Annotated in this window: 7 protein-coding genes; all 7 read right to left on the bottom strand. The window is 60.5% G+C overall.

Annotation, left to right across the window (positions count from 1 at the left end):
* Positions 1 to 1844 (bottom strand): SurA N-terminal domain-containing protein (locus tag ACK1U9_RS10545; RefSeq protein WP_449109877.1); only part of this gene is annotated, 1844 nt, incomplete at its 3' end.
* A 183-nt stretch (positions 1845 to 2027) separates the two neighbouring features.
* Positions 2028 to 2300, bottom strand: a complete 273-nt coding sequence (locus ACK1U9_RS10540) for an HU family DNA-binding protein (RefSeq protein ID WP_003259401.1) — start codon at positions 2298 to 2300, stop codon at positions 2028 to 2030.
* 151 nt (positions 2301 to 2451) lie between these two features.
* On the bottom strand, positions 2452 to 4848 hold the full coding sequence (gene lon, locus ACK1U9_RS10535; RefSeq protein WP_015269697.1) for an endopeptidase La: 2397 nt from the start codon (positions 4846 to 4848) through the stop codon (positions 2452 to 2454).
* A gap of 163 nt (positions 4849 to 5011) precedes the next feature.
* The gene (gene clpX / locus ACK1U9_RS10530) at positions 5012 to 6295 is read right to left on the bottom strand and encodes an ATP-dependent Clp protease ATP-binding subunit ClpX (protein ID WP_025338419.1); all 1284 of its coding nucleotides are present in this window, start codon (positions 6293 to 6295) and stop codon (positions 5012 to 5014) included.
* 108 nt (positions 6296 to 6403) lie between these two features.
* On the bottom strand, positions 6404 to 7045 hold the full coding sequence (gene clpP, locus ACK1U9_RS10525) for an ATP-dependent Clp endopeptidase proteolytic subunit ClpP (protein ID WP_003259400.1): 642 nt from the start codon (positions 7043 to 7045) through the stop codon (positions 6404 to 6406).
* Positions 7046 to 7136: 91 nt separating this feature from the next.
* Positions 7137 to 8450 (bottom strand): trigger factor, encoded by a 1314-nt coding sequence (tig, locus tag ACK1U9_RS10520; protein WP_015269696.1) that lies wholly within the window; start codon positions 8448 to 8450, stop codon positions 7137 to 7139.
* Between the two features lie 247 nt (positions 8451 to 8697).
* Complete coding sequence (locus ACK1U9_RS10515; RefSeq protein ID WP_046616831.1) at positions 8698 to 8997, bottom strand: DUF6388 family protein; 300 nt, start codon at positions 8995 to 8997, stop codon at positions 8698 to 8700.
* Between the last annotated feature and the right edge of the window lie 118 nt (positions 8998 to 9115).

Genomic DNA, 9115 nt, shown 5'->3' with positions numbered 1-9115 from the left:
TCCAGCTGCTTGCGGTATGCCGCGAAGTCTTGCTGGCCAGCACGCGACGCGAGGTAGCGGCGGATTTGCTGCTTCTCTTCGTCGGTGGCAGCAGCGCCTTCGTTGACACCCTTGAGCTGCAGTACCACCAGGCTACCGTCACGCAGCACGACGCTGCCATAAACCGGCTTGTCCTTGGCTTGCGGCTTGCCCAGGCGGAACAGCGCCTGCAGCTCGGCCGGGTCGATACCGTCCTCGCCACGGGTAACTGCTTCATAGGCCTTCCAGCCCTGCCCTTCATGCACGCCGCCCGCTGCAATGGAACCGTCACGCAGGCCGGCAATCAGCTTGTCCGCCTTGGCCTTGAGCTCGGCAGTTGCCTTTTCTTTGGCCAGGTGTTCACGGATGTTCCCGGCCACGGCTTCCAGCGGCAGTTGCTCAGGCTTGCGGTGCTCCTTGACGCGCAGCACCACGGTGGTTTCCGGGTCGAGCTCGATGGCGGTGCTGTTGGCGCCCTCCTCCAGCACTTCTTCGGAGAATGCAGCCTGCACGACCGAACGGTTGGCAGTGATGCCTTCACCACCCTCGCGGCCGAAGGCTGCGGAGGTTTGCACCTTCAGGTTCAGGTCCTGCGCCGGCTGGGCCAGGTCGGAGGCCTCGTAGGCGGCATCCTGCAGCTGTTTGCTGGCATCGACGTAACGCTGCTCGACCAACGGAATCTTCAGGTCACGGGTCAGCTTGTCCTTCAGGCTGGCGAAGCTCGGCACCTCCGGCGCCTGTACGCCCAGCAGCTTGATCAGGTGGTAGCCGAACTCGGTGCGCACCGGCGCCGAGACCTGGCCATCCTGCAGCTTGTACAGCGCATCTTCGAACGCCGGGTCGTAAACGCCCGGGCCGGCGAAGCCAAGGTCACCGCCGCTATTGGCCGAACCCGGGTCCTGGGAGAACTCCTTGGCCAGCGCGGCAAAGTCTTCACCCTTGGCCAGACGCTGCTCGATCTCGTCGGCGCGGGCCTTGGCCTGGGCGTCGGTGACCTTGTCGTTGACCTCGATGAGGATGTGCGCGGCATGGCGCTGCTCGGCGAGGTTGGCGATTTCCTTCTCGTACTGTGCCTTGAGCTCTTCGTCGGTCACCTTGACCTGATCGAAGAACGCCGACTTCTTCAGCTCGATGTAGTCGATCACCACCTGGTCTGGCGACATGAATTCCTTGGCGTGCTGGTCGTAGTGCGCCTTGACCTCTTCATCGCTGACCTTGACCGCGGCCGGGTCGGCCTTGAAGGTCAGGGAGGCGAAGTCACGGGTCTGCTTCTCGAGGCGGGCGAAGGCATCGACCTGCTGGTCGGTGACGAAGCTGCTGCCGGCCAGGCCGGTGCGCAGCTGGCCGATGAGCATTTCCTCGGCGAGCATGTCGCGGAACTGCATGCGGCCATAGCCCATCTGGCGAATGACCTGGTCGAAACGATCAGCACTGAACTTGCCGTCCACCTGGAATTCCGGCGTCTGCAGGATCACCTGATCCAGCGCGGCCTCGGAGAAGGCGAATTTGGCATCTTCGGCGCCTTGCAACAGCAGCTTGCGGCTGATCAGGCCCTTCAGTGCCTCTTCGCGCAGCAATTTGTCGTCCAGCAGTGCCGGGTCGAAATCCTTGCCCAACTGTTGCATCAGCTGACGGCGCTGCATGTCGGCCGCCTGGCTCAGCTCGTTCTGGCTGATGGTCTGGCCGTTCACCTTGGCAGCGTCCTGGCTATGGGTGGCGGCCTGGAAAATGGCTTCGAAGCCGGTCAACGCCATCAACACGACGATTAGGCCGATGATGGTCTTGGCAATCCAACCTTGTGAATTGTCCCTGATATTTTGCAGCATGCGTCCCCCAGAAACGGCTGTACCACTGCGTCGACAACCGCGGAGCGTGGGTAGAAACCTGATAAAAGAAAGGCGCATCCGAGGATGCGCCTTTTCTTAGCAAACGTGTCAGGCGGGAACGTTTGCGCCCCGCCATCACCGTGCTCGGACCTGGCCAGGCCAGGTCCGGCTGAAAGAGACGACTTAGTTGACGGCGTCTTTCAGGCCTTTGCCAGCCTTGAAGCCTGGAACCTTGGCGGCAGCGATCTTGATCGCGTTACCGGTTTGCGGGTTGCGGCCGGTGCGCTCTGCACGCTCCTTGACCGAGAAGGTACCGAAGCCAACCAGTACCACATCGTCACCTTGCTTCAGGGCGCCGGTGACGGATTCGATGACTGCGTCCAGCGCACGGCCGGCTACAGCTTTCGGGATGTCAGCAGATGCGGCGATAGCGTCAATCAGTTCCGACTTGTTCACTCTAAGTCCCCTTATTTCTCTATTGAGTTTGTTTCTAAGTATGTAATGAAAAGCTTATGAACGTGCGCTGGGTGGCCTGATGACAATAGCGTGCCGCTTTATAGCAAGGCCCCGAAAAAACTGTCAAGGAAAGCCCCCCAGCCAAAAACTACTAGTGCGTGCTAATTCTTTCCTTAGCATCGCCGTCGCGCTTTTCATCTTTCGCGACAATCTCCGGAGCCACATCTGGCAAGGGCTCCGGGGCGTATTGCAGCGCAATTTGCAGGACTTCGTCAATCCATTTGACCGGTTTGATCTGCAGATCCTGTTTGATATTTTCCGGAATCTCCTTCAGATCGCGAACATTCTCCTCGGGAATGATCACCGTCTTGATCCCGCCACGGTGTGCCGCCAGCAGTTTTTCCTTCAACCCGCCAATGGCCAGCACCTGGCCACGCAGGGTGATTTCGCCGGTCATGGCCACATCGGCACGTACCGGAATCTGCGTCAGTGCCGACACCAGCGCGGTGCACATGCCGATACCGGCACTTGGGCCGTCCTTCGGCGTGGCGCCTTCCGGCATGTGGATATGCACGTCGTGCTTCTCGTGGAAGTCGGCGGCGATACCCAGGCTGCGGGCACGGCTGCGCACCACGGTCTGCGCGGCGGTGATCGACTCGACCATGACATCGCCCAGCGAGCCGGTCTTGATCAGCTGACCCTTGCCGGGAATGACCACCGCTTCGATGGTCAGCAGTTCGCCGCCCACCTGGGTCCAGGCCAGGCCGGTTACCTGGCCGATCTGGTCCTGCTGCTCGGCCAGCCCGTAGCGGAACTTGCGCACGCCCAGCAGGTGCTCCAGCTGCTCGCTGGCCACCTTGACCTTGACCTGCTTCTGCCCGGTATGTTCCTTGACCACTTTACGGCAGACCTTGGCGATTTGCCGCTCCAGGCCACGGACACCGGCTTCACGGGTGTAGAAGCGGATTATGTCGCGGATCGCCGAGACGTCCACTTCCAGCTCGTCCTTCTTCAAACCGTTGGCCTTGACCTGCTTGGGCACCAGGTACTTGACCGCGATGTTGATCTTCTCGTCCTCGGTGTAGCCCGGCAGGCGGATGACTTCCATCCGGTCGAGCAGCGCCGGCGGGATGTTCATCGAGTTCGAGGTGCACAGGAACATCACGTCCGAGAGGTCGTAATCGACCTCCAGATAGTGGTCGTTGAAGTTGTGGTTCTGCTCCGGGTCGAGCACTTCGAGCAGTGCCGAGGCCGGGTCGCCACGCATATCGCTGCCCATCTTGTCGATTTCGTCCAGCAGGAACAGCGGGTTGCGCACCCCCACCTTGGTCATCTTCTGGATCAGGCGGCCAGGCATGGAACCGATGTAGGTACGGCGGTGACCACGGATCTCGGCCTCGTCACGCACACCACCCAAGGCCATGCGCACGAACTTGCGGTTGGTGGCAGCAGCGATCGACTCGGCCAGCGAGGTCTTGCCGACGCCAGGCGGGCCGACCAGGCACAGTACCGGGCCGCGGATCTTCTTGACGCGCTTTTGCACGGCAAGGTACTCGAGGATGCGTTCCTTGACCTCTTCCAGGCCGTAGTGGTCGGCATCGAGGATTTCCTCGGCCTTGGCCAGGTCCAGCCGCACCTTGCTCTGGGCCTTCCACGGCACCTGCACCAGCCAGTCGAGGTAGGACCGGACCACGGTGGCCTCGGCCGACATCGGCGACATCTGCTTGAGCTTGTTCAGCTCTGCCTGGGCCTTGGCCAGTGCGTCCTTGGGCAGGCCAGCGGCCTCGATGCGCTTTTTCAGCTCTTCGACTTCGTTGTGGCCTTCGTCGCCATCGCCGAGTTCTTTCTGAATGGCCTTCATCTGCTCATTCAGGTAGTACTCGCGCTGGCTGCGTTCCATCTGCTTCTTGACCCGACCACGAATGCGCTTTTCGACTTGCAGCAGGTCGATTTCTGCATCCAGCAGCGCCAGTACGTGCTCGACGCGGGTCGGCAGGTCGACGATTTCGAGAATTTCCTGTTTCTGCTCGATCTTCAGGGCCATGTGTGCGGCCATGGTATCGACCAGGCGCCCTGGCTCTTCGATGCTGTTCAGCGACGACAGCACTTCGGCAGGGACTTTCTTGCCCAGCTGCACGTACTGCTCGAACTGCGACAACAGCGTGCGCACGAACACTTCCGACTCGCGCTCGGCGGCGTCGACTTCGTCAATCAGGGAAACTTCGGCACGGATGTGCCCTTCTACTTCGCTGAAACGCTCCACGGCGCCGCGCTGCTCGCCCTCGACCAGCACCTTGACGGTGCCATCGGGCAGTTTCAGCAATTGCAGTACGGTGGCAACGGTACCGACGCGGTACAGGGCGTCTTCGCCCGGGTCATCGTCAGCCGGGTTTTTCTGGGCCAGCAGGAGGATCTGCTTTTCGCCCGTCATCGCCGCCTCAAGGGCTTCGATGGACTTTTCACGCCCCACGAACAGCGGGATGACCATGTGCGGGTAAACAACGACATCGCGCAATGGCAAAAGAGGCAAGTCGAGGGTGGTCTTCATGATTTCGCCTCTACAGCGGCCTTATGGCCGGAAACCGGTGGAAATGATGCTTGGACCTAATGTGGGGGCACGCTTGGGAAATTACAAGCGCTAGCGCAGGAAAAGCAGAAAGGGGCCCGTAGGCCCCTTCTTGCTTGCAACCGTCAACCGGCCCGTGCCTTGATCAGGCGTCCGGCGCGGCCTTGGCTTGCGGCTCGCTGTTCTCGTAGATCATCAGCGGCTGCGAGGTACCATCGATGACGCTCTCGTCGATCACCACCTTGCTGACATCCTTCTTCGAAGGAATCTCGTACATGGTATCGAGCAGCACGCCTTCGAGGATCGAACGCAGGCCACGGGCGCCGGTCTTGCGCTCCAGGGCCTTGCGCGCCACGGCCTTGAGCGCATCGCTGCGGAACTCGAGGTCGACGCTTTCCATCTCGAACAGCTTGGCATACTGCTTGGTCAGGGCGTTCTTCGGCTCGGTGAGGATCTGCATCAGCGCAGCTTCGTCCAACTCGTCGAGGGTTGCCAGTACCGGCAGACGGCCGACGAACTCCGGGATCAGGCCAAACTTGACCAGATCGTCCGGCTCGACCTCACGCAGGGACTCGCCAACCTTCTTGCCCTCTTCCTTGCTGCGTACTTCGGCGCCAAAACCGATGCCACCCTTGGTGGAACGGTTCTGGATGACCTTTTCCAGGCCCGAGAAGGCGCCACCGCAGATGAACAGGATATTGCGGGTATCGACCTGCAGGAATTCCTGTTGCGGGTGCTTGCGGCCGCCTTGCGGCGGAACCGAGGCCACGGTGCCTTCGATCAGCTTCAGCAGTGCCTGCTGCACGCCCTCGCCCGAGACGTCACGGGTGATGGACGGGTTGTCCGACTTTCGCGAAATCTTGTCGATCTCGTCGATGTAGACAATGCCCATCTGGGCCTTTTCCACGTCGTAGTCGCACTTCTGCAACAGCTTCTGGATGATGTTCTCGACGTCCTCACCCACGTAACCGGCCTCGGTCAGGGTGGTGGCGTCAGCAATGGTGAACGGTACGTTCAACAGGCGTGCAAGGGTTTCGGCGAGCAGAGTCTTGCCCGAGCCGGTCGGCCCGATGAGCAGGATGTTGCTCTTGCCGAGTTCGACTTCGTCACCCTTCTTGTCACGCTGGTTCAGGCGCTTGTAGTGGTTGTATACCGCTACGGCAAGCACCTTCTTCGCGCGTTCCTGACCAATGACGTACTGGTCCAGGATACCGCTGATTTCTTTCGGCGAAGGCAATTTGTGCGCGCTGCTCTCGGCCTGGGCTTCCTGCACCTCCTCACGGATGATGTCGTTGCACAGGTCGACGCACTCGTCGCAGATAAATACCGAGGGCCCGGCAATCAGTTTGCGCACTTCGTGCTGGCTTTTGCCGCAGAAGGAGCAATAAAGCAATTTGCCGCTGTCCTCGCCGTTACGGGTGTCAGTCATTCGATCGATCCAATCCGGTAGGCTTGCAACACAAGATGAAGGCAATTGCGGGCTTTTTCAAGTCCGCAGGTAGGCGCTTTCCGCGCCTACCTGCTCTGGCACCCCGGTTCAGGAGGCCAGTTGCCGCTTGTCGTAGACCGAGTCGATCAGGCCGTACTCGGCCGCGCGCGAGGCGCTCATGAAGTTGTCACGTTCGGTGTCGCGCTTGATGGTCTCGAGATCCTGGCCGGTGTGGTAGGCCAGCAGCTCGTTCAGGCGGGCCTTGATATTGAGGATCTCCTGGGCGTGGATCTCGATATCGGTGGCCTGACCCTGGAAGCCGCCCAGTGGCTGGTGGATCATCACGCGCGAATTCGGCAGGCAGTGACGCTTGCCCTTGGCACCTGCAGCCAGCAGGAAGGCGCCCATGCTGCAGGCCTGGCCGATGCAGATGGTCGAGACGTCCGGCTTGATGAACTGCATGGTGTCGTAGATCGACATGCCGGCGGTGACAGAACCGCCCGGCGAGTTGATGTACAGATGGATATCCTTGTCCGGGTTTTCCGCTTCAAGGAACAGCAGTTGCGCGACGACGAGGTTGGCCATGTAGTCCTCTACCGGGCCAACCAGGAAGATCACACGCTCCTTCAACAGGCGCGAGTAGATGTCGTAAGCGCGTTCGCCACGGGCGGACTGCTCGATAACCATCGGGACCAGGCCGCCTGCGGCCTGGATGTCAGAGCTCTGCTGAATATAAGAATTGCGGGACATGTCCTGCGCTCACTCCCAAATAGTCATGGCTTGAATACGCACAAGCCAGCTCGAAGGCTGGCTTGTGGGGGTTTCCTACGAGAGAAGCCTGTTACTCAGCGGCGGCTGGAGCCTGTGCTGGTTTAACGGCATCTTCGTACGAGACCGACTTGTCGGTCACAGTCGCTTTCTGCAGAACAGTATCTACAACTTGTTCTTCCAGCACAACCGAACGGACTTCGTTCAGTTGCTGGTCGTTCTTGTAGTACCAGGCGATGACCTGCTCAGGCTCTTGGTAAGCCGAAGCCATTTCTTCGATCATTTCGCGAACCTTGCCTTCGTCCGGCTTCAGCTCGAACTGCTTGACCACTTCGGCCACGATCAGGCCCAGGACCACACGGCGCTTGGCTTGCTCTTCGAACAGCTCGGCTGGCAGCTGCTCAGGCTTGATGTTGCCGCCGAACTGCTGAACGGCCTGCACGCGCAGACGGTTGACTTCGTTTTCCAGCAGGGCTTTCGGCACTTCGATCGGGTTGGCGGCCAGCAGACCGTCCATGACCTGGTTCTTCACCTTGGCCTTGATGGCCTGGCGCAGTTCACGCTCCATGTTCTTGCGAACTTCGGTGCGGAAGCCTTCCAGGGTCGATTCCTTGATGCCGAACTGGGCGAAGAACTCTTCGTTCAGCTCTGGCAGCACAGGAGCGGCAACGCTGTTGACGGTAATGGTGAACTCGGCGGCTTTACCAGCCAGGTCCAGGTTCTGGTAGTCCTCAGGGAAGGTCACGTTGACAACGCGCTCTTCGCCAGCCTTGGCACCAACCAGGCCGTCTTCGAAGCCCGGGATCATGCGGCCGGAACCCAGCACCAGCTGGGTGCCCTTGGCCGAACCACCGGCGAACACTTCACCGTCGACCTTGCCGACGAAGTCGATGTTTACCTGGTCGTCGTTCTGCGCGGCGCGCTCGACGGCCTCGAAGCGGGTGTTCTGCTTGCGCAGCACTTCCAGCATGTTGTCCAGGTCGGCATCAGCCACTTCGGCGCTCAGGCGCTCGACGCTGATCGACTCGAGGCCGCCAACAGTGAACTCCGGGAACACTTCGAAGATGGCGACGAATTCCAGGTCCTTGCCCTTTTCGAAGGACTTTGGCTCTACCGCAGGAGCACCAGCCGGGTTCAGCTTCTGCTCGACGATGGCTTCGTAGAAGGAAGCCTGGACCAGGTCACCGAAAGCCTCTTGGCGAGCATCGGCTTCGAAACGCTGACGGATCACGCTCATCGGCACTTTGCCTGGGCGGAAGCCGGCAACCTTGGCGCGCTTGGCAGTCTGTTGCAGACGCTTGTTGACTTCGTTCTCGACGCGCTCGGCCGGAACGGCGATGGTCATGCGGCGCTCGAGAGCGGAAGTGTTTTCAACAGAAACTTGCATGGATATTCCTCGTTGCACAGACGTTAGCCGGCGTTTGCCCGACTCCAGAATCAAGGGCAAGCATTCTAGTGAGTCGCGCAGCAGAAGTCACCCCACTCGGGACGACGGGAGACCACGCCGGTCGATTAACTTTCACGGCCCGCACGACATGACGCCGAGCCTGCTTCAATGGGGGCCGCACGACGCCCGGGGCGACCTGCAGCCGAAATACCTTGTCAAACAACTACCACAAACGAATTCGATGCCTTTATTCAGGATCGATTTCGTTGAACTGGCAGTACTCCTCCCACTCCATCCCCAGCGCCTCGGCTACCTCGCGGTGCGTCTCCAGGCGCATGGCCTGCAGCTGCTCGGGGGTTTCGGCGATCAGCTGCAGGGCCAGCTCCCAAGGCTGGATACCCTGTTCCTCGGCCGCATCCTCGAAAGCCCACTCGATCTGCTGGGCCTGCTCGCGCGCATCCAGCTCACGGACCTCTTCGAGCAGCTGCGGGTTGGCCTCGGCAAAGCGCTGTAGCGCCAGGGCCTGACGGGCTTCTTTTGCGATCATCGGGCTGTTCCTCTGCCGGCCAGATGGGCCGGTGTTTCAAACGGCTGAAATCTAACAGCTTTTATTGGGGTGTCACCAGAGGATTGCAAGGGGCGAGATGCGATTTGACAGGGAGGTG

Source organism: Pseudomonas sp. XP1, from assembly GCF_053557675.1.
The sequence above is the reverse complement of the archived record's forward strand: the minus strand, read 5'-3'. Positions and strand labels throughout refer to the sequence as shown.